This window comes from Phyllobacterium sp. CCNWLW109 (assembly GCF_037203905.1).
Classification (GTDB): domain Bacteria; phylum Pseudomonadota; class Alphaproteobacteria; order Rhizobiales; family Rhizobiaceae; genus Phyllobacterium; species Phyllobacterium ifriqiyense.
Genome location: NZ_JBBCBK010000003.1, coordinates 306,359 through 326,200 on the forward strand (window position 1 = coordinate 306,359; position 19,842 = coordinate 326,200).

Annotated in this window: 21 protein-coding genes and 1 tRNA gene; 11 read left to right on the plus strand and 11 right to left on the minus strand. The window is 53.7% G+C overall.

All coding sequences use genetic code 11. The features are described 5' to 3' along the window. The first annotated feature begins 2 nt into the window (after positions 1 to 2). Positions 3 to 392 carry a Cu(I)-responsive transcriptional regulator gene (cueR, locus tag V9K92_RS11990; RefSeq protein WP_337354082.1) on the plus strand — a complete coding sequence of 130 codons (390 nt, stop codon included), beginning with the start codon at positions 3 to 5 and terminating at the stop codon, positions 390 to 392. Between the two features lie 2 nt (positions 393 to 394). On the opposite strand, the gene V9K92_RS11995 is transcribed toward cueR, so the two are convergent. Beyond that, positions 395 to 685, minus strand: a complete 291-nt coding sequence (locus V9K92_RS11995) for a Dabb family protein (RefSeq protein WP_115054610.1) — start codon at positions 683 to 685, stop codon at positions 395 to 397. Between the two features lie 161 nt (positions 686 to 846). Continuing rightward, positions 847 to 1,629 carry an SDR family oxidoreductase gene (locus V9K92_RS12000; protein ID WP_337354083.1) on the minus strand — a complete coding sequence of 261 codons (783 nt, stop codon included), beginning with the start codon at positions 1,627 to 1,629 and terminating at the stop codon, positions 847 to 849. 95 nt (positions 1,630 to 1,724) lie between these two features. Here V9K92_RS12000 and V9K92_RS12005 point away from each other — a divergent pair, with 95 nt between their 5' ends. Together V9K92_RS12005 and V9K92_RS12010 are read left to right on the plus strand one after the other, a co-directional pair. Continuing rightward, entirely contained in the window at positions 1,725 to 2,186 is a 462-nt protein-coding gene (locus V9K92_RS12005) for an OsmC family protein (protein WP_337354084.1), read from the plus strand. A 22-nt stretch (positions 2,187 to 2,208) separates the two neighbouring features. After that, positions 2,209 to 2,406, plus strand: coding sequence for a glutathione S-transferase (locus V9K92_RS12010; RefSeq protein ID WP_115054607.1), 198 nt, complete (start codon positions 2,209 to 2,211; stop codon positions 2,404 to 2,406). A 10-nt stretch (positions 2,407 to 2,416) separates the two neighbouring features. Here the strand turns inward: V9K92_RS12010 and V9K92_RS12015 are convergent, their stop codons facing one another. Continuing rightward, positions 2,417 to 3,367, minus strand: coding sequence for an EamA family transporter (locus V9K92_RS12015; protein WP_115054606.1), 951 nt, complete (start codon positions 3,365 to 3,367; stop codon positions 2,417 to 2,419). Between the two features lie 195 nt (positions 3,368 to 3,562). Here V9K92_RS12015 and V9K92_RS12020 point away from each other — a divergent pair, with 195 nt between their 5' ends. Then, positions 3,563 to 3,934, plus strand: coding sequence for a hypothetical protein (locus V9K92_RS12020; RefSeq protein WP_337354085.1), 372 nt, complete (start codon positions 3,563 to 3,565; stop codon positions 3,932 to 3,934). Here the strand turns inward: V9K92_RS12020 and V9K92_RS12025 are convergent. After that, complete coding sequence (locus V9K92_RS12025) at positions 3,920 to 4,516, minus strand: TetR/AcrR family transcriptional regulator (RefSeq protein ID WP_337354086.1); 597 nt, start codon at positions 4,514 to 4,516, stop codon at positions 3,920 to 3,922. The two genes, V9K92_RS12020 and V9K92_RS12025, sit on opposite strands and share 15 nt — an antisense overlap. A 144-nt stretch (positions 4,517 to 4,660) precedes the next feature. Between V9K92_RS12025 and V9K92_RS12030 the strand changes: the two genes are divergently transcribed. Beyond that, complete coding sequence (locus tag V9K92_RS12030; protein ID WP_337354087.1) at positions 4,661 to 5,398, plus strand: NIPSNAP family protein; 738 nt, start codon at positions 4,661 to 4,663, stop codon at positions 5,396 to 5,398. A gap of 11 nt (positions 5,399 to 5,409) precedes the next feature. On the opposite strand, the gene V9K92_RS12035 is transcribed toward V9K92_RS12030, so the two are convergent. Further along, positions 5,410 to 5,485: transfer RNA gene (locus V9K92_RS12035), tRNA-Ala, on the minus strand. A gap of 165 nt (positions 5,486 to 5,650) precedes the next feature. Continuing rightward, positions 5,651 to 6,031 (minus strand): TIGR02300 family protein, encoded by a 381-nt coding sequence (locus V9K92_RS12040; RefSeq protein WP_115054805.1) that lies wholly within the window; start codon positions 6,029 to 6,031, stop codon positions 5,651 to 5,653. Between the two features lie 344 nt (positions 6,032 to 6,375). Here V9K92_RS12040 and aroA point away from each other — a divergent pair, with 344 nt between their 5' ends. The 4 genes from aroA (at position 6,376) to rpsA (ending at position 10,875) form a co-directional block, all read left to right on the plus strand. After that, complete coding sequence (gene aroA / locus V9K92_RS12045) at positions 6,376 to 7,731, plus strand: 3-phosphoshikimate 1-carboxyvinyltransferase (protein ID WP_115054603.1); 1,356 nt, start codon at positions 6,376 to 6,378, stop codon at positions 7,729 to 7,731. 7 nt (positions 7,732 to 7,738) lie between these two features. Beyond that, positions 7,739 to 8,056, plus strand: coding sequence for a hypothetical protein (locus tag V9K92_RS12050; RefSeq protein WP_337354088.1), 318 nt, complete (start codon positions 7,739 to 7,741; stop codon positions 8,054 to 8,056). Positions 8,057 to 8,397: 341 nt separating this feature from the next. Continuing rightward, entirely contained in the window at positions 8,398 to 9,036 is a 639-nt protein-coding gene (gene cmk / locus V9K92_RS12055; RefSeq protein WP_307286316.1) for a (d)CMP kinase, read from the plus strand. Between the two features lie 138 nt (positions 9,037 to 9,174). Continuing rightward, complete coding sequence (gene rpsA / locus V9K92_RS12060; RefSeq protein WP_115054601.1) at positions 9,175 to 10,875, plus strand: 30S ribosomal protein S1; 1,701 nt, start codon at positions 9,175 to 9,177, stop codon at positions 10,873 to 10,875. Positions 10,876 to 10,950: 75 nt separating this feature from the next. Here rpsA and V9K92_RS12065 read toward each other — a convergent pair whose 3' ends face one another. After that, positions 10,951 to 11,538 carry a hypothetical protein gene (locus V9K92_RS12065; RefSeq protein ID WP_115054600.1) on the minus strand — a complete coding sequence of 196 codons (588 nt, stop codon included), beginning with the start codon at positions 11,536 to 11,538 and terminating at the stop codon, positions 10,951 to 10,953. Positions 11,539 to 11,941: 403 nt separating this feature from the next. Between V9K92_RS12065 and V9K92_RS12070 the strand changes: the two genes are divergently transcribed. Beyond that, entirely contained in the window at positions 11,942 to 12,970 is a 1,029-nt protein-coding gene (locus V9K92_RS12070) for a LacI family DNA-binding transcriptional regulator (RefSeq protein WP_337354089.1), read from the plus strand. Positions 12,971 to 13,101: 131 nt separating this feature from the next. Continuing rightward, positions 13,102 to 14,070 carry a complex I NDUFA9 subunit family protein gene (locus tag V9K92_RS12075; protein WP_115054598.1) on the plus strand — a complete coding sequence of 323 codons (969 nt, stop codon included), beginning with the start codon at positions 13,102 to 13,104 and terminating at the stop codon, positions 14,068 to 14,070. 17 nt (positions 14,071 to 14,087) lie between these two features. Here V9K92_RS12075 and V9K92_RS12080 read toward each other — a convergent pair whose 3' ends face one another. From V9K92_RS12080 to V9K92_RS12095, 4 genes are read right to left on the minus strand one after another with little or no spacing between them, the layout of a single operon-like run. Then, positions 14,088 to 15,710: a GMC family oxidoreductase gene (locus V9K92_RS12080; protein ID WP_337354371.1), complete on the minus strand. Its 1,623-nt coding sequence runs from the start codon at positions 15,708 to 15,710 to the stop codon at positions 14,088 to 14,090. 2 nt (positions 15,711 to 15,712) lie between these two features. After that, a complete protein-coding gene (locus V9K92_RS12085; RefSeq protein ID WP_307281747.1) occupies positions 15,713 to 17,242 on the minus strand; it encodes an FGGY-family carbohydrate kinase in 1,530 nt (509 codons plus the stop codon). 32 nt (positions 17,243 to 17,274) lie between these two features. Beyond that, positions 17,275 to 18,117 carry a class I fructose-bisphosphate aldolase gene (locus V9K92_RS12090; RefSeq protein WP_443094461.1) on the minus strand — a complete coding sequence of 281 codons (843 nt, stop codon included), beginning with the start codon at positions 18,115 to 18,117 and terminating at the stop codon, positions 17,275 to 17,277. Then, entirely contained in the window at positions 18,029 to 19,837 is a 1,809-nt protein-coding gene (locus V9K92_RS12095; RefSeq protein WP_337354090.1) for a glycerol-3-phosphate dehydrogenase/oxidase, read from the minus strand. The genes V9K92_RS12090 and V9K92_RS12095 overlap by 89 nt, the downstream gene beginning before the upstream one ends. Positions 19,838 to 19,842 lie beyond the last annotated feature (5 nt).

Consider the following 19,842-nt stretch of genomic DNA (forward strand, 5'->3'; position numbering starts at 1 on the left):
CCATGAATATTGGCAACGCTTCCGAACGCTCCGGCCTGCCGGCAAAGACAATCCGGTATTACGAGGATATCGGCCTGCTAAAACCAGACCGGGCCGATAATGGCTATCGCGACTACTCAATGTCCGATGTCCACAAGCTGCGCTTTTTGCAACGTTCGCGGGGGCTTGGATTTTCTGTGGAAGAGTGCCGCCAGTTGCTGGCATTATACGAGGATAACGATCGTGCCAGCGCCGATGTCAAATCAATGGCGCAATCCAAACTTCAGGAAGTTGAGCGTAAGATCACTGAACTTCGTGAATTGCAGCATACGCTGAACCATCTGGTTGCCCATTGCCATGGCGACCAGAGGCCAGACTGTCCGATACTCGAAAATATTTCAGGCGAAGCTTAAAGCTAAAGCGTCGACACGACATCCGCAGAGATGCGCAGCTCGCGCATGGGTTTTACCAGCGCGGTCGTTGCCGAATATATGGGGTGGGCCTTGTAGGCTGCGAGCGCGGCGGCGTCCTCAAACTCGCCATAGACGACGACATCGATCTCATCGGAAACCGGATCTACCTTTGTGTTCTTCATCACCTCGAAGGCGGTTGAGTGCGGTATTTCACCAAGCTGTTTCAGCCCGGTGATGATTGCTTCAACATCATCTTTGTTACGGGCGCTGAAGAATACAATATGGCGGATCATAGCTGTTTCCTGATGCAATGGATTGCGCAGGACTTTTCATATCTGACCCCCGCCCGTCAATAGATGCGCTGTCGCAGGTTGGTCTCAAAGTTGATGGAGTGGGTCACGACTTCGTTTGCACGATGCTCGCCGTGACCCCGATAGATTCTAGGGTCCGGACCCTAGCCCAAGGTTGAGTTGAACGCCCCGCCATCCAGCAAAAGATTTTGGCCTACAATGAAGCCGGAGAACTGGCTGCACAGAAAGGCGGCAGCAGCGCCGAACTCTTCTGCAGTACCGTAACGCCCAGTCGGATTTCCCGCATATGCTTCTGCGCGAGCTTCCTCCAAGGAAATTTTCTTGGCAGCGGCGGTGCGCTCGATAAAGCCTTTGGTCCGATCGGTATCGTGAGATCCGGGCAACAAATTGTTGATGATAACACCGTGTCGGGCGACCTGCCTTGCAGTTCCTGCGACGAAACCGGTGAGGCCGCTGCGCGCTGCGTTGGACAAGCCAAGCTGTGCGATAGGCGACTTCACCGAGCCCGACGTAACATTGACGACGCGGCCCCATTTGCGTTCGATCATGCCGGGTAAAATTGCGTTCATGAGCAGGATCGGCGTCAGCATATTATTATTGACGGCCTGCAGCCATTCTTCTTCGCCCCAATCAGACCAGACACCGGGAGGCGGGCCACCCGCATTGTTTATCAGAATGTCAGCGTTGGGTTCCGCCCGCAACAGGGCCAAGCGCCCTGCTTCCGTTGTTACATCCTCCGCAACAATCTGAACCTCAACGCCATACTTTCCTGCGATTTCATCCGCTGTGGCGCGCAAGGTCGATTCCGTGCGGGCATTAAGCGTGAGATTGACACCTGCTTCTGCCAGCTTCTCAGCAACACCCCGGCCAAGCCCCTTCGAACTTGCGCAAACAATTGCGCGCCTTCCCTTGATACCCAGATCCATACCATTACCATCCTTATTATCGATGATCCCTTATCGACAATTCCGGCATGCTTTGACAAGCTCCCGCAACGCAGATCAAAACCGGGAATCAGATCATGGCAACATTCGGAGCGACTATTTTATGGAATAGGGATGAAGGCGCTGCTTTCACCGACAACAAATATAGCCGGGCCCATCTCTGGCAATTCGATGGCGGCGCAGAGGTCCCAGCCTCGTCTTCACCGCATATTGTGCGCCTGCCCTATTCCGTGGCCGAGAATGTCGATCCTGAGGAAGCCTTCGTTGCCTCGATTTCGAGTTGCCACATGCTGTTCTTTCTTGCCGGTGCGGCAAAAGCCGGATTTGTCATTGATGAATACCGCGATGAGGCGCAAGGCGAACTGGCAAAGAACGAAAAGGGGAAAGTCTATATCAGCCGCGTGGTTCTGCGTCCGCATGTGACCTATGCCGGACAGTCACCGGACAAAGCCGCCGAAGCGGAATTTCACCACGCGGCCCATGAGCAATGTTTTATTGCCAATTCAGTGATTACAAAAGTCGATGTTGAACCTGCCTGACCGTTGACGTTGGAGGAATATAATGCACACCGAACTCAAGATCGCGGACGCGATAAACACGACCTGTCCTTGGTCGGGCGATGCCATCAAGGAAGACAGCCTGACGCTTTATAATGGAGCCGTTGTCGGCTTCTGCAATCCTGGCTGCCGGGACAAATTCGAAAAAGCGATCAACCACTTCGACACGGAACTGGTCCATCGCCGCCATGAAAGTCTCTGATCTTATTGGTTCAGGCACCGTCGCCTGAACCGGCCACAACTGCTTCTGCTGGTTGCTTCATCCGGCCTTGCCGCTTTAATTGCTGTTCGCGGAAGAAGATGAACAGGCCTGATGCGATGATGAATCCGGAGCCGACGAGCATCGACATGCGCGGTACGTCGCCAAACACCATCCAACCAAACAGGATGGCCCAGAAGAGCAACGTATATTGCAGCGGCGCTACCGTGGCTGCATCGGCAAGTTTCAATGCCCGGTTGACCAGAACATGGGCAAGCATGGCGACAATCCCCAGTAGTCCGAGCAATAATAGATCGCGCATCGTCACCGGTGTCCACTCGAAACAAATCCAGGCGAGTCCCGCCAACCCTGCTCCAATAATCTGCCAGAACACCAAAGTCGTATCCGGCGTGCTGCGCAATGTGCGGCCCAGCAGCAGCATGAACGCAAAGGCAATACTGCCAAATATCGAAATGACCGCCTGCGGCGTAAGTGCCTGCGACGATGGTTCAAGTGCAATTATCACCCCGACAAAGCCAAGAATGATAGCGCTCCAGCGCCGCCAGCCAACCGGCTCTTTCAAAATGAAGGGAGAGATCGCCGCCACATAGATTGGCGCAGCGAGCCAGTAGGTCATGACATCGGCCAAGGGCAAATAAATGACTGCGAAGTAGAATGCGAAAACTTCAGCCGTCGAAAGAATGACCCGCGCTGCCTGTGTCCATGGTTGGTCGACCTGCACGATCTTCTTGGGGCCATTAAACCATATAAATGGCGCCAGCACGACCAAGGCGGCAATGCTGCGAATGAATACAACTTGCCCAACCGAATAAGTCGAAACCAACCACTTTCCCATGACGTCATTAAGCGAAAACATTAACATGCCAAGCAACATGAGCAATATCCCGGTACGTGCTGTTGATGCTTCGGGAGAGTGGGCTACGGTTACCGGAGTCGAGGGCATTTGAGCATTTCCTGAATTAAGTCTTTTGTCCAAGCTCTGAGCCATTTTCGGCTTTCAATCCAGTATAAAAATGCCACTTTTGCTTTTGGCTACGAAGAATCCCGACCGAATTGCTTAGAATACGCTCAATTGGCTGGCTGGAATGGTTTTTGATTTGAGAGTATGTTCTTGGCATGGGCTTCCGGGGGGACAATTATGCCTAAGATTTCTCAGCTCTTTTTCAAATCGGCGACGATTTTCTTCATTATTGGAGTCATGATGGGGCTTCACATGGGGTTTTCTGGTGATCACAGCCCTTTCCCCGCGCATGCCCACCTTAATCTTTTAGGTTGGGTAAGCAGCGCCATTTTTGCAACCTACTACGCCCTTAACCCCAAGAAGGCAGAGGGGAAACTGGCGATGTGGCAGTTTGCTGTCTACACGATCGGGATCGTGGTGATGATCCCCTCGCTCTATTTCATGGCGCTGGGAAACGCAGCTTTGGAGCCCCTCGTAGGCATAGGCTCATTGATCGTGTTTGCCGGCGTTCTACTCTTCGCGGTTGTGGTTTTCTCAAGCAAGAACTAGGGCCAATTGCCGGGCGCTGGCACGCAGCGGCTCCGCACTCTGGCTCGCCTTTGCCATCGCCATTGCACCCGAATAGCTGGCAACGACCAGCGTCGCCAAATCTTGCGCATCAGATGCACTCATTGCCGGCCTGTCGGTTTTAAGCCGCACGACAATCGCCTCGCGCCATTCATCGAACACCGTGCTCACCGCTTGGCGAAAATCACTATCAGCCAAGGAGAGCTCCAGAGCCAGATTGTTAAGCGGACAGCCGGACACCACCTGATTGCGATCCAAAGTCGTGGCGACATTATCGAGAAAAGTCGCGACACCCTCGCCGACCGATGCGGCTGTCGAGACTGGCTTGATTGCAGTTTCCTGAACCTCTGCCGCAACACGCTCGGCAATCACCGCCAGGCCGAGCGCTTTCTTTGTCGCGAAATGATGGTGCAAGGCCCCACCGGTGGTTGTCGCCGCCTGCACCACATCCTGAATGCTGGTACCATTATATCCGTTTTGTTGAAAAAGAGCGGCAGCCACGTCCAAAATCCGCGCTCGCATGGCCAGCGGATTGTTAGTTCTTTTCGACTTCTCTTTCTGCATCAAAAGCTCTCACTGCGCGCAAATTTCAATCGCTATGACCGGATTCGGACTGCTCCGTGATTCTTCGTTCCAGACTATCAGATTGACAAAACAGGACAACCGGTTTTATTAAACAGGATGATTGACCTGTTTTTGGAGAAGGCGATGACTGAACCAGCAAAGACATCGAACTACAGCCCCATTATCGAGCTGCGGCGCTATACACTTCATCCCAACCGGCGCGACGAGCTGATTAGCGTTTTCGATGAGCATTTCCTTGAAGGCCAAGAGCATTGCGGCATGAAGATCATTGGTCAGTTTACAGATATGGACGATCCTGATGCGTTTGTCTGGTTTCGTGGGTTTGATGATATGCGGGCAAGGCAGAAGGCTCTGACCGCGTTCTACGACGGACCAGTCTGGAGCGAGCATCGCTATACAGCCAATGCAACGATGGTGGATTCAGATGATGTCCTGTTGCTGCATCCTGCTTATGACGGCTCGGATTTCGAGCTGCCTGTGAGCCGCAATGCAAATCAAAAGGCCGCACCTGCTTCAAGCATATTCCGGATCGCAACATACAAGCTCCGAGCCCCCGCGGAGAAAGGTTTTCTCGAATTCTACAAGACTGAGCTCGCACCTATTCTTGACGAGTTTGACGATAGACGGATCGCTCTTCTGGCTTCTGAACACAGTGAAAACAGCTTCACCCGCCTCCCGGTGCGTCTCGGAGAGAATGTCCTCGTCAGCGTCTCGCGGTTTGATTCTGCTGCGGAGGAGGCAGATTTTGATCGTGCTTTGGCTGACCGCATGGATTTTGACCAAGCCAGACTTGCGACTTGGCTTATCGCACCGCTCGTTACTGCGCGATTGAAGGCGACTGCCGGTTCATTATTGCGGTAAATTGAGAAGTTTGGTGGAGCCAAGCGGGATCGAACCGCTGACCTCTTGCATGCCATGCAAGCGCTCTCCCAGCTGAGCTATGGCCCCATTCCAATCGACCCATTGGGCCGTGCCGGTAAACCGGCTTATATTCAACAAGGACTGGTAACCTTGTTCTGCCATCCGAAGATGGCGGGTTATTAGCTTCCGCTCACGCGAAGATCAAGCCCCGTTCGCCGCTTATTTCTCGGCGAACGGAACTTATTTTTAGAATCAATTCTCGTCGTCGTCGCCTATGCCGCCGCCAAGAATGTCAGTGACGTCGTCATCTTCGTCTTCTTCGTCGGTCGCGAGGAATGTATCGTCATCGTCCGAATCATCGACTTCAACATCGTCGCCCAAATCCGGAACATCACTGTCTGTGTCGCCATCAGCTTCTTCGAGAGCCACGAATTCCGGCTTCTCCAGTGCTACATCCAGCTCTTCAGTTTCTACTTCTTCCTCTTCCTCCCGGGCAGAGACCGTCGTCTCAAAATAGCTGAGCGGATAGGTCTTGCCTGTGAACGGCGAAACAATAGGGTCGCGGTTCAGGTCATAAAATTTCTGCCCGGTTTCCGGGTCAACACGCTTGGTGCCAAGTTTTGGATTAGCCACGTTCTGCCTCGTCTTGCTGCGCTTGCCTGCATTCGGCTGACAATCATTGCGCCATGTGCTCCCAGGGACCCACGTGCACGCAATAACACTTTGTATTGGCGCATAATCCTTATCCAAAATCGAATCGATTTTTGGGGTTATACGCTTGTTTCCTGAAGACGCAGCTTTTCCGACCGCACCTCATAAAAAAATTCGTGGTCCCATAAACGCAATTCGCCGCATTTGTCAAAGCGAAAAAAGCACTGCGTGAGGATTGAATTTGCAAGATGACCAAGGAACCAAGCTGTGTTAGAGCCTACCGAGTTTGCCCCGCCCACCCTATTTTTCGCGATTGACCCTTAATCATGTCCCACGATTCGCTGCCAAAACCTGCAATATCCCGCCGCTCAAACGCCCTTACAGGCGATATCCGTATTCCCGGCGACAAATCGATCTCGCATCGCTCTTTCATGTTTGGCGGTCTGGCCTCTGGCGAAACCCGCATTACCGGCCTGCTTGAAGGTGAGGACGTTATCAATACAGGACGCGCCATGCAGGCCATGGGTGCAACAATTGCCAAAGAAGGCGACGTTTGGATTATCAAGGGAACGGGCAATGGCTGTCTGTTGCAGCCTGAAGCGCCTCTCGACTTCGGCAATGCCGGCACCGGCGCACGTCTTACCATGGGGCTTGTCGGGACCTATGCCATGGAAACCACCTTCATCGGCGATGCATCCCTATCAAAGCGGCCGATGGGCCGCGTCCTCAATCCACTGCGCGAAATGGGCGTTCAGGTTTCCGCTGCCGATGGCGACCGGATGCCGCTCACCTTACGCGGCCCCAAAGTAGCCGCTCCTATCACTTACCGGGTCCCAATGGCTTCGGCGCAGGTGAAATCAGCTGTTTTGCTCGCTGGTTTGAACACACCCGGCATAACCACAGTGATTGAACCGGTGATGACCCGCGACCATACGGAAAAGATGCTGCAAGGCTTTGGCGCGAATCTCTCCGTGGAAACTGACAAGAATAATGTGCGCCATATTCGCATTGAAGGCCAGGGCACATTGACCGGCCAGACAATCGATGTACCGGGTGACCCTTCCTCGACAGCTTTTCCACTGGTCGCCGCTCTGCTGGTTCCCGGCTCGGATGTCACCATCCGCAACGTCCTGATGAACCCGACCCGCACCGGGCTGATTCTGACCTTGCAGGAAATGGGTGCGAATATTGAAATCATGAATGCCAGACTTGCAGGGGGCGAGGATGTTGCCGATCTGCGTGTGAGATATTCTGAACTGAAGGGCGTGGAGGTACCGGCAGACCGTGCGCCGTCGATGATCGACGAATATCCCGTTCTGGCTGTTGCGGCGAGTTTTGCCAGCGGTGAGACGGTGATGAACGGGCTGGAAGAATTGCGGGTGAAGGAGTCTGACCGGCTTTCTGCCGTGGCCAATGGCTTGAAGGTCAATGGCGTCGATTGCACGGAAGGCACCGAAACACTGAGTGTGCGCGGACGCCCGGACGGCAAGACGATCGGCGGCGGTATAGTGGAAACCCACCTTGATCATCGTATCGCAATGAGCTTCCTCATCATGGGATTGGTTTCAGAAAAACCGGTTACCGTCGATGATTCGACCATGATTGCGACAAGTTTCCCTGAATTCATGGCGATGATGGCTGGCATGGGGGCACAGATCACTGAACTTGCTGCGCCAGCATGACGACCCAATGAATTCATTTTTTTCGGCTATTACAGTTTATGGGCTTTACGGAATGTCCAGTATCCCATTCATCGTGTGGGCCGCAAAGGGTGCCCATGCCGGCACGCTCGCCAGCAGGTCCGACCGGCGGTGGCCGGGTATAAGCTGTACGATTTTTCGTATCGTTCTTCCTTTACTGCTGATCTTCCTCTATGCGTGGAACATCTCCGAAGCTGCGGTTGCGAGCGAGTGGATGCCTTACCAGTTTCTCCTGCTGCCACCAGCACTTGGGTCGATAGCCGGTTACGGTATAGGGTTCTTTACAGGCAACAGGACAACCGACTGATGTATTTCCTGCTGGCATCAATTGCGATTACGGCTATCCCCTACGCTATAGAGCGCATCGGACTCAAAGTTCGCTTCGGGCTGTTCGCGCTGCTATTCTGGCTATTTGTTTTCCAGCTGTTTCTCATCCTCGCAATTGATGCATTCCTGCAAAATCTGGCCACCTATCTGCCCGAGTGGCTCGAATCGATGATGACGACACTTGGCGGCTTTGCCTTTGTAACCATCGGCATTACACCGCTCATCACGCTGGTTCTGGCCGCGGCCTATCTGCTTTTTGCGCTCTGGCAGTGGTTCTTCGACAAGGATGAACTCGAATTATCGCCGCCGAAACATTTCACCATCGCCATTGATGGTCCAGCGGCCTCAGGCAAGGGCACGCTTGCACGGCGTCTCGCCCAATTTTACGGATATCATCATCTCGACACGGGTCTTACCTATCGCGCGGTGGCCAAAACCTTGCTGGATCAGGGCATGCCGCTCGACGATGAGTTTTTGGCCGAGAAAGCCGCACGTTCAATCGATCTGTCGACATTGGATCGTACCGTTCTGTCCGCACACGATGTTGGTGAAGCAGCATCAAAAGTCGCCATCATGCCGGCCGTACGCCGGGCGCTAGTCTCGGCACAGCAGGGATTTGCCTTGCTGTCGCCGGGTGCAGTGCTGGATGGGCGCGATATCGGTACCGTTGTCTGCCCTGATGCTCCCGTGAAGCTTTACATTACTGCGTCGCCGGAAGCGCGCGCCAAGCGGCGGCATGATGAAATCAAAGCCAGCGGCAAGGACGTAAATTATCAGGATGTTCTCGACGACCTTACCCGCCGTGACGCGCGTGACATGGGGCGCACAGACTCTCCGTTGAAGCCGGCAGCGGACGCGCACTTGCTTGATACGACAGAAATGGATATAGAGACCGCGTTTCTTAATGCCAAAACTCTGATCGATCAGGCCTTGGCGCGGGAAGCCCGTAATACCAAGTAATACATTTGCAGTCAGCCCTCGCACCGGATTGCCCTCATAGGGCGGGTTGGCATGTGAATGATCCGTAACTCGAACCACCGGTGCCTGTGTCCAAAAACCTTTCCTAAAAGCGGAAAGCCGGACACTTCAGGAGTATATATGTCTCAAGCCAATCCATCGCGCGAAGATTTCGAAGCTCTTCTCGCCGAGTCCTTTGCCACCAACGACCTTGCAGAAGGTTATGTTGTAAAGGGCCGTGTTGTTGCCATCGAAAAAGACATGGCGATCATTGACGCCGGTCTCAAGGTTGAAGGCCGCGTTCCGCTGAAGGAATTCGGCGCGAAAGCCAAGGACGGTTCGCTCAAGCCAGGCGATATCGTTGAAGTTTATGTTGAGCGCATCGAAAATGCGCTGGGTGAAGCTGTTCTGTCGCGCGAAAAAGCACGCCGCGAAGAGAGCTGGGTTCGCCTGGAAGAGAAGTTCAACCGCGGCGAACGTGTCGATGGCGTGATCTTCAATCAGGTCAAGGGTGGTTTCACTGTCGATCTCGATGGCGCCGTAGCCTTCCTGCCGCGCTCACAGGTTGACATCCGTCCGATCCGCGATGTTACCCCGCTTATGCACAATCCGCAGCCCTTCGAAATCCTCAAGATGGACAAGCGTCGCGGCAACATCGTTGTATCGCGTCGTACGGTTCTCGAAGAGAGCCGTGCGGAACAGCGTTCTGAAATCGTCCAGAACCTCGAAGAAGGTCAGGTCGTTGAAGGCGTTGTCAAGAACATCACCGATTACGGTGCGTTCGTTGACCTCGGCGGTATTGACGGTCTTCTGCACGTAACAGACATGGCATGGCGCCGTGTGAACCATCCTTCGGAGATCCTGAGCATTGGCCAGACGGTCAAGGTTCAAATCATTCGTATCAATCAGGAAACACATCGTATTTCGCTCGGCATGAAGCAGCTCGAAAGCGATCCTTGGGATGGTATCGGTGCGAAGTACCCAATCGGCAAAAAGATCACCGGTACGGTTACCAACATCACTGATTACGGTGCATTCGTTGAGATCGAGCCAGGCATCGAAGGCCTTATCCACGTTTCTGAAATGTCCTGGACAAAGAAGAACGTGCATCCGGGCAAGCTGCTCTCGACAACACAGGAAGTCGAAGTCGTTGTTCTCGAAGTGGATCCGGTCAAGCGCCGCATCTCCCTCGGTCTCAAGCAGACACTCGACAATCCTTGGACCACTTTTGCTGAAAAGTTCCCTGTCGGTACGATCGTCGAAGGCGAAGTCAAGAACAAGACCGAGTTTGGCCTGTTCATTGGCCTCGATGGCGATGTAGACGGCATGGTTCACCTCTCCGATCTCGACTGGAATCGTCCAGGCGAACAGGTCATCGAAGAGTACAACAAGGGTGACATGGTCAAGGCGCAAGTTCTCGACGTTGACGTCGAGAAAGAGCGCATCTCGCTTGGCATCAAGCAGCTTACCGGCGACAAGGTCGGTGAAGCAGCGACTTCGGGTGAATTGCGCAAGAACGCCGTTGTAACCGTAGAAGTTACGGCGATCACCGATGGTGGCCTTGAAGTGCGTCTGGTCGATCACGACCTCGACACCTTCATCCGCCGTGCTGATCTGTCCCGTGACCGCGACGAGCAGCGTCCAGAGCGCTTCACTGTTGGCCAGAAGGCAGACGCGCGCGTCATCGCTTTCGACAAGAAGACCCGCAAGCTGCAGGTTTCCATCAAGGCGCTTGAAATCGCTGAAGAGAAGGAAGCTGTTGCCCAGTATGGTTCGACAGACTCCGGCGCTTCGCTCGGCGACATTCTCGGCGCAGCCCTGAAGAACCGCGAAAAGAACTAAGTCCACTTTCGGACTTGAGTTAAAAAACCCGCCGGTTCGCCGGCGGGTTTTTTGTTGCAAGGGCTTGTTCCTAAACTAGATCGTATCGAACTGAACGAGGATGAAAGCCATTTGAATGATTAGAGCTGCGACCAGAATTGCAAGTCGGGCTCTTCGGTTGCTGAAGTAAATCCCGGCACTGAGCAGCCCTATCAGGGCCAGATTACGCAAGGGATATTCAGGCCCGAGAGAGAGGAAGTGGGCGTGCCCCTTCATTGCGGTATCGATAAAATCGAAAACAAATATCGATATCATAATGCCGAAAAACCAGGCTCTGCGGGACATGAAGTAATCTTCATAGCCGTCATAGCCCTCCATACTGTCCGGAAACAGCATGGCGCATGCCAGAAAGTGCAAGCTGGCGAAAAAGATGACGAAGAGATAGGCCTCGAATTTCCATAGCACCAGCTGGTGAAGATAGAACTCAAACCACCAGAAATGGACCACCGTAAGCAGGGTAAAAAGCACCCAGCCCAAATGAACGACATAGATATTTCTGTGCTGCGGATGCTGGATGATCCGGGCAACACCGGTAAGCAGACGCGATACGCTGAGTCCGAGAATAATGCCTATGATGACCCGTACGTGTGTAAATACTTCCGGATTTGGTATTGCGCCTTCCATCAGTCAATCTCCATGCCATGTCTCTACGAAATCGACATTTGCATAGTGCTGCGATGGTATGGGCGCAAATGTCATATTCACTCCTTAGCAGTCTGGATTTGAATACTATTTCAACAATATCGAATCTGGCAGCTAGAAATTTATTCCAGCATAGATTATTAAAACCTATTGGTTCAGATACGTGCATTAATCGGCTGGAAAAGTATTTATATGGTTTTTTGCAATCAATGAATTAACATTAGATCTTTAGCAAATGAATATCATCTCACTATACGCTTAATTGCTACTTTTACGAATATTTGTGCAACTGAAAGTTGCATAGTTTTGACCTCATTCATTTATCAGGACTCATCCTGCAATTCTTTTTTCCGGATTGCCTGTAGTCCAAAAAGGAATTTAACCGATGCCCAAAGACATCAAAACTATGGAAGACTTTTCCGAATTTGCTGGTCTTTCGCGCCCGACAGTGTCGAAATACTTTAACGATCCATCGTCTGTCCGCAAAAGCACGCGCAAAATTGTCGAAGCCGCGATCCTTCGCTCCGGTTACAAGCCCAACCTTTTTGCCAGCAATCGAAGAACGCATATTCTTGGCGTGATCGTGCCTAATTCCAACGATCCATTCTATATGTCGCTGACACGTCGCATACAGGATTTGGCGGGTTTGGCAGGCTATATGGTTTTCATGCAAAGCTCCGAAGGACGACCGGAGCTTGAGCAGCGCGCGCTTGAAACATTCCAATCCATGAATGTAGCTGGCGTTATCATCGGCGCGCTCGGCTCGTCATCACATCAGGAAAAACTGGCAAAAGCCGCTGAGTCAGTACCCATTGTGTATATTGACTCCTCGCTTGATGATACGTCCCCCTTCGTGGGAACCGATAACAGGCAGAGCGTAAAGCTCATCGTGGATTATCTAACCAGATCAGGCGACGCTCCATGTTATTTTGGCATGCCGCCGCTTAACAATAATGTGCAGGGTCGCAGGAGCGCCTATGTCGAGGCAATGGATGATCTGGGCTTGGAGCCGCTTTTTGTGCCCGTGGATCCAGAAAACACATGGAACCTTGAAAAATTCGCCTTTGATGCCGCTATTCGAATCCTGCGAAACGGATCTTTCCCGACCAAGACCGTGCTATGCGGCAATGACCGCATAGCGGCAGGCCTTTCGGCCGCGGCCTATCAAGCGGGACTGAAGATTGGCCGGCGTCAGAATGATGACCTTCGCTTGGCAGGGCACGATGACCAGCCCTTTGCTCGTTATATGTGCCCGCCGCTCACCACTGTTGCGCAAAACCATAAGGAAATCGGTCGGCTGGCGGTCGAATTGATGTTTCAGAAGCTCGGCGAAACGCGTGACACCAAAACAGTATTACCGGCAAATGAGCGCATTCTTTTAAACGCCGAAATCATGCTGCGCATGTCGGCCTGACGATCTATATGGTTCAAAGCGCGGCAACGCGCCGCGAGATTCGTGAGACAACAGGCCTTTGCGTCGACATCAAAACGCATTAAACAGCATAGAAATAGCTGTTGTACGTTTTGACTGCTCAGGAGAGTTCAATGACAATCACCAAACCAAAACTGGTTACTGTTTTTGGAGGCTCTGGCTTTGTCGGTCGTCACGTGGTTCGCGCGCTCGCCAAACGCGGCTACCGGGTTCGGGTCGCGGTTCGACGCCCTGATCTTGCATTTCATCTGCAGCCATTGGGTGGCGTTGGTCAAATTCAGGCAGTTCAAGCCAATCTGCGCTACCGTTGGTCGGTGGATCGCGCAGTCGCCGGTTCTGACCATGTCATCAATCTGGTTGGCATCCTTTATGAGGGAGGCAGCCAGCGTTTCAGCACGGTACATGATTTTGGCGCGCGTGCTGTTGCTGAAGCAGCCCGTGCAGCAGGCGTTCCCCTCACCCATATGTCGGCGCTGGGTGCTCATTCGCAATCGCAATCCGCATATGCCAGTACGAAAGGGCGTGCTGAAGAAGCCGTTCTGAAAATTCTGCCGGAGGCGTATATTATCCGCCCGTCCGTCATTTTTGGACCGGAGGATGGATTCTTCAACAAGTTTGCGGGCATGGCGCGCATATCCCCGTTCCTGCCGTTGGTCGGCGGTGGTCATACAAAGTTTCAACCGGTTTATGTCGGCGATGTGGCCGAGGTGATCGCGCGTTCTGTCGACGGTGCCTTGCAGCAGGGCAGAATTTACGAATTAGGCGGCGGAGAAGTTCTGACGTTCCGCCAGTGCATGGAAGAAATGCTCCGTGTTATTGGCCGCAAGCGGGCATTCCTCCCCATTCCATTCTGGGTAGCATCCATACAAGGCTCGATCCTTGGGCTATTGCCAAAGCCGATGATTACTTCCGATCAGGTGATCCAGCTTAGAAATGACAATGTCGTTTCCGAACAAGCAAAGGCAGAAGGGCGCACGCTTGAAGGCCTCGGCATTCGTCCGCAAACCATTGAGACGATTTTGCCGTCATATCTTTGGCGCTTCCGTGTGCAGGGTCAGTATTCCAGCCAGAAGCCTGCTTGATTAGAGCAAAATTTGCCCTAGCGGGCTGCTGTCAGAATTAGGTCGGCAGCTTTTTCTGCGATCATGATAACCGGCGAGTTTGTATTGCCAGAGACGATGGATGGCATCACCGATGCATCCACAATCCGCAACCTTTCCAGCCCATGCACCTGCAAGTCCGTATTGACGACCGCCAAATTGTCACGGCCCATCCGGCACGTACCAACCGGATGAAAAATCGTCGTCGCAATATCACCTGCGCGATGAATTAACTCGTCATCGCTTTGATATTGCGTTCCAGGCAGCATTTCCTGTGGGTGGTATTTCATTGCAGCCTTGGTCGCCATCAGATTTCGGGCATGACGAATTGACCGGGCTGCAAGCAGCCTGTCGCCCACCGTCGACAGGTAGTTCGGCTTGATATTGGGTGGAAGGCTGGAATCAGCCTTGCTTATATGGACTGTACCTCTGCTTTCTGGCCGCAAATTGCAAACCGAGACGGTAACAGCGGGATAGCGATGCAGAGGCTCGCCCAGCCGATCTGTGCTGAGCGGTTGCACGTGGTATTCAAGATCAGGCGTTAGGAGTCCGGGATCGCTTTTTGCGAAAATGCCGAGCTGACTCGGGGCCATGGACAAAGGTCCTGAGCGGCGTAGCGCATATTCGAACCCCATGGCAGCCCGCGAGAAGAGATTGTGATAAAGTTGGTTCAATGTTCGCGCACCTTCGATGCGGAACACTGTCCTGATTTGAAGATGGTCCTGCAGATTTTCACCCACCCCAGGCAGATCGTGCAAGGGCGCAGCGCCTGCATCTTTCAAAATGGCAGGGTTTCCGATGCCGGACAGCTCCAGGATTTTCGGAGAGTTGATTGCGCCTGCCGACAGAATAATTTCGCCCGAAGCGCGTGCAATGCAGGCTCGGCCCTGCAAACGATAACCGATCCGCACGGCCCGCTTGCCTTCGAATTCCACCCGCTCCACTTCTGCCCCGGTGACGACCCGCAAGTTGCGTCGCTTCATGGCAGGGCGAAGAAACGCCTTGGTGGTATTCCAGCGTAAACCGCCACGCTGATTAACTTCGAAATAGCCCGAGCCTTCATTATCGCCGGTATTAAAATCTTCCGTTTTGGGAATGCCAAGCTCTTCCGCCGCATCCCGAAATGCATCGAGAATGGGCCAGGATAATCTTTGACGTTCCACCCGCCATTCACCGCCAGCTCCATGCAAGGCGGACTTTCCACGATAATTGTCTTCAGACTTGAGAAAATAGGGCAGCACGTCATCCCAGCCCCAGCCAGTATTGCCTGCCTGACGCCAGCCATCGTAATCGGCTGCCTGTCCGCGCATATAAATCATGCCATTGATCGACGAGCAGCCACCCAGCACCTTGCCGCGTGGATAGGGTAGCGTCCGGCCATTCAAACCTGGTTCAGCAGCGGTCTTCATCATCCAGTCGGTTCTGGGGTTTCCCATGCAAAACAGATAGCCGATTGGAACATGTATCCAGTGATATCGATCGCTTCCTCCCGCTTCGAGCAAGAGAACACGATGTTTTGGATTGGCCGAAAGCCTGTTGGCAAGAACGCACCCCGCCGAACCAGCCCCGACGATGATAAAGTCATAGACGCCCTCATCGAAGGCTTGCTCGGTGCGATGCATATTCACGCTGCCACCTCGGTCGCGACTGCATCGCTTTCCGCCATTTGCCGCCAGATTGGAGCCATAGCTGCGGCAATCTCGAGGTATAATTGGTAGCGACGTTCATAATGCTTTGCTCGTTTTGCATCGGGCTTGTAGTGCCGCTCACTGGTGACCATTGCTTCAGCACCAGCAGAAAAATCTGCGAATATGCCAATTCCCGTTCCTGCCGCGATGGCAGCCCCCAGCGCACCCGTCTGGCTTGAGCGGGCAATGGATACAGGCAACCCCAGCACATCGGCGAATATTTGCGGCCAGATCAAGCTGCGCGAACCGCCACCGGAAAGCACGGCCTCGTTGAAGCTCGCTCCGGCGGCGCGCATCATTTCGATGTGCTGGCGATGGCCGAAAGCTACGCCTTCCAGCAATGCTCGAACCATATGACCTTTTGTATGCCAGCCTGCAACACCGTAGAAACCCGCCCGCGCATTACCGTCCTGTTGCGCGCCATAAAGAAAGGGATGGTAGATTGGATCATTTGCCGCTGGCTCAATTGATGATGCTAATTCGCAGCAGACATCGAATGGTGATTGACCATCCGGCTGCTCGCCATGGAAGAATTCACGCACCAGCCATTCAAGATTGGCTGCTGAAGTAGCACTCGATTCAATCGCCATATAGCGATCGCGATCAAAGGTCGATGACATGAACACCGGGCCTTCCAGGCGCGGGCGATCAATGATCACCTGGTTAATACTCCATGTTCCAGCAATGATGGAAGCGGCACCCGTGCGCGTGACCCCGGACCCGATGGCGGAAGCGATCACGTCAAAGAATCCGCCAATGACTGGCGTTCCAGCGGCCAATCCGGTTTCAGCAGCCGCCTTCGCTGTGACCGTTCCCGCAATGTCCGCACTTTCGATCAAAGGCGGCAGCATGTCCATGCAGTCGCCCAAACCGAACGCGTCCAGAAGGTCTTGGTCATAGCGGCGTTCGGCAACATTCAACAATCCGCAGCCGGTCATGTCGGACACTTCACTGACGCGCGCACCCGTCAAGCGATTGACCACGAAATCCTTGCACAGAAACACTGTCCCGATCTTGCGAAAGGTTTCCGGGCGATTACGCTTGATCCACGCCAGCAGGGTTGGGGTTTGGGATGGCCAGGGACGTTGCAAACCTATCGGATAGGTGCGATCTCCGACGCCTTCAGCCAATAATGACTCGACAAGTGGTGCTGCACGTGTGTCCAGCGACTGGATTGCAAACAATGGTTCACCGGAATGATCCAGCGTATAAAGCCCATTGCCATGTCCCGCACAGCCGATTGCTGCGATATCTTCAGGCTCGATCCCGGCCTGTTCGATGCAGGTTCTGATGACAAGTTTGGCATTCTCCCAAAGTTCCCCGAGACCCCGCTCCACATGCCCGGGAAAGGGCATCGCACTGTGCCCTTCCTGTGCAGCTGAAGCGATTTCACGGCCTTGCCTGTCAAAGATCACCGCCTTGATGATCGTGTTGCCAGCATCGAGCCCTAATAGATATTCTCCCATCCGGAACCCCTCCTCAGGTTCTATGCTTATGCTCAGCCCTCTTGATAAAGCGCGTAGGCATCCTCGCCGCTGGCATCGTCATGGATTATGGCCATTAGTCCACGAACCACAGCGCCCGGATTTGCATGCTGGTAGATATTGCGGCCATAGACCATACCCATCGCGCCCTGCTGCATTAAAGCTGCCGATTTGACGAACACGTTCTTCAAGTCTTCTTTGCCGCCACCGCGCACAAGAACCGGGCAGCGGGCAGCTTCAACAACGCGATGAAAATCCTCTGCATTGGTTGTCGGATCAGCCTTGACGATATCGGCCCCCATCTCGCGGGCAAGCCGTGTCAGCGTTACGATCTTATCCGCATCGCCATCAACCATATAGCCTCCCCACTCGGTGACCGGCTGCATGACCAGCGGCTCAATCATCAATGGCAACCCGTATTTGTCGCAATCGGCGCGCACGCGTGAAATGTTTTGAACACATTGCCGAAACAGGTCCGGCTCATCGGGCAGCATGAACAGATTGACGACGACGCAGGCTGCATCCATTTCGATCGCGCCAATCAGTGGCTCGGCTTCATTCTGCAAAACCGCCCACATATTGCGGTGACGAAACGGGTTGTAGGGATTGCCCATGTCGATACGCATGACCAATGCGGGCTTATCTTTCCCGTCCACGTTTTGCAAAAGATCGGCTTGGCCGTAATTCATCTGTATGGCGTCTGGAGCTGCAGCAACCAATGCCTTCACGACAGATTCCATATCCTCCAGACCATTCAGGAAGGTCGGCTCATTGCACACTCCGTGATCGATCGCCACGTCGAGGCAGCGCCCCTTGCCGAAAAGACGGTTCATCCGAACCTTGCTGTTGTTTCTCATGATAGTCTCCTTCTTCATTTCGTGCGCTTTGTGCGGCGATATCAGCGCCATGCCGCTCTGAGAGCAGGCATAAAAACTTCGCTCGCTCATCATTGCGGCGTGCAACAGACCATTCCTTTTCAGCGGCGAGCAGGCCCAGAACCGCGTCTGTCATCGACAGTGAAAGCTCTCCGCTGATCGCCAAGGTGGTGCGCCGCAGCAGGATGTCGTCCAGATGCTCAACCGCTTCGTTTCTGATCAGGAACAGAATCTCGCGCCTTGAGTAGCCTGGATGCGGCATTGCTTCATCGTTCCCCGCAGCAATGAATTGTGCGAGCACTTCAGCATCTGTTCCATATCGTTGGAACAATTGATCAATACGCTGTTCCTCAAGGCCGGTCGGGCCAGCGACACGCGATATCCACGCATCTCTTTCAGCGGGGAAATCACGGCCACCGCCAATTGCGCGGTCCTCTGTTGTCAGGCTCCGCTTGCGGCCGAGTCTTGCCAGCACCATGTCCGCAGCAAGCTCGCCAAAGGAGCGAAAGGTTGTCCACTTTCCACCGATCATGCAAAGGACAGGCGGACCGCTGTTGTCGTGCTCGACAAAAGTGCAAAAATGATCTCGCGGGATGCGCCCCGTAAACTGATCCTTGCTCGCAGGCAGCGGACGCACGCCGGAAAACTGATAGACGATTTCTTCCGGCTTTATCTTGATTGCCGGCAGCACGAAGGCCAAGGATTGCAGAATGTAGTCTTGTTCCTCCGGGGTGCAGGTGACATTCTCCGGGTTATCAACCCGAATATCCGTAGAGCCAACCAGCACCTTACCAAGATAGGGAAAGAGAATGCAGACGCGGCCATCCTCATTCTCGTAATAGATCATATGGCCATCAAGGGCTTTCAGAAGCTCGGCATTGTCGATGATGAGGTGAGATCCCTTGGTGCCACCCATGAGCGGTGCAGACAAGGCATTTTTTGGAAACAATGTGGCGTTGGCCATATCTATCCAGCCGCCCGTCGCATTGACAATCAGGTCTGGCTTTATGGTTATGGCGGCTCCGCTGATATGGTCATGGACAGCAAAAACGCCCGACGCATCCCGGCGAAGTTCGGCATAATTGACCGCACGGGCCGAAGCATTGGCTGACATGCCATCCTGGAGCAGTTCAATTCCTATTCGCTCTGGATGGCTGACCCAAGCATCGTGATAGGTCGCCGAACTTTTGATGGCTGGGTTGAGCTCTGGCCATTTGCCAAGACTGGCTTGCCGCCCGCGAAATTGATGTTTGGGCATCAAAGCGCGCTTGCGTGTCAGAAAATCATAAATGCTTAAGCCTGCCTTTATGGCGAGAGCACCGCGCCTGCTTGGTTTGCGAGTCAGGCCAAGAAAACGCACAGCACCGTTGGCAAGGCCAGAGAATAAACTGAAAACCGGGACGGTCGTAGGCAAGGGCGCGACCATATGTGGGGCGTTGCGAAGCAGGCGGTCGCGTTCAACCAGTGATTCCTTCACCAGATTGAATTCACCGTTTTCGAGATAGCGAAGACCGCCATGAACCATGCGCGAAAGAGCTGAGCTGGCGCCCGAACAATAATCATTCCTCTCGACAAGCAGAACATTGATGCCCTGCAGCGCCAGTTCGCGGAACACGCTGAGACCATTTATTCCGCCGCCGATGACACACACGTCCACCTTCGGGCTCCGACGAAGCCCGTCAAATACTTCTTCACGCTTCATGATGC